We start from the raw sequence: 849 nt of genomic DNA, 5'->3' as shown, positions 1-849 counted from the left end.
CTCCACAAGAGCGCCGCGCGGCGCGACTGCCCCCGCCCTCCCCGGTGCGCGAGCAGGTCCACCACCAGCAGCGCGAGCAGCAGCGCCCAGAAGACGATCCAGGCCCAGGAGGGGGTGCTTTGCATGACCCCTTCAACGTAGGCACGTCCCCGGCATCCGCTCGCGCAAAGACTTCTCGCGGAGTCAAATCCTACCCATATCCCCGGTCATGACACCCCGGGCCGGAAAGAGATGGAAGGGTGGGCGGGCGAGCGTTGTCCTCTTCTCCGCTCAGGATGTGATACTTCCCAGGAAGCCCAGGAACCTCATGAATTTCAACACTCCAAAGGCGGTGCGATGAATACGGTCATCTTCGCTTGTACGCAGAACGCGGGTCGCTCGCAGATCGCGGCGGCCTTCTTCAACCTGCTGGCGGACCCGGCGAAGGCGCGCGCGATTTCCGCGGGGACGCAGCCGGCCGAGCGTCTGCATCCCGAGGTGCTCGCGACCATGAAGGAGATGGGCGTGGACCTGGGAGACGCGAAGCCGCAGCGGCTGACGCCGGAGCTGGCGAAGAGCGCGCAGATCCTGGTGACGCTGGGCGGGCTGGCGGACGCGCCGGTGGTGGCGGACCAGAAGCGCGAGGACTGGCCCATGATTGAAGACCCGGCGGGCAAGTCCGCGGCGGACGTGGAGAAGATTCGCGACACGACGGCCGCCATCGTGTCGGACTTCGTGAACCGCAACGGCTGGGAGCGCCCGCAGTAGGGGGGGCGCGGGAGGCAGCACCCTTCTGACGCGTGACCGTGGGTGTCCGGGCCCGAGGGTGGACGGACGGACACGCGAGGAGGGGGTGGAACCCTGTCTCTT

Annotated in this window: 1 protein-coding gene; it reads left to right on the top strand. The window is 67.6% G+C overall.

The genetic code is table 11. The features are described from left to right. The first annotated feature begins 336 nt into the window (after positions 1-336). Positions 337-747, top strand: coding sequence for an arsenate-mycothiol transferase ArsC (locus tag D7W79_RS42380; RefSeq protein ID WP_120530789.1), 411 nt, complete (start codon positions 337-339; stop codon positions 745-747). The last annotated feature ends 102 nt before the right edge of the window (positions 748-849 follow it).

The organism is Corallococcus exercitus (assembly GCF_003611585.1).
GTDB lineage: Bacteria > Myxococcota > Myxococcia > Myxococcales > Myxococcaceae > Corallococcus > Corallococcus exercitus.
Note: the sequence above shows the minus strand (reverse complement) of the source record. Positions and strands in the feature narration are given on the sequence as shown.

Excerpts from the sequence above, each read along its gene's own strand:
- D7W79_RS42380 (WP_120530789.1), top strand. The coding sequence starts at position 337 with ATGAATACGGTCATCTTCGCTTGTACGCAGAACGCGGGTCGCTCGCAG.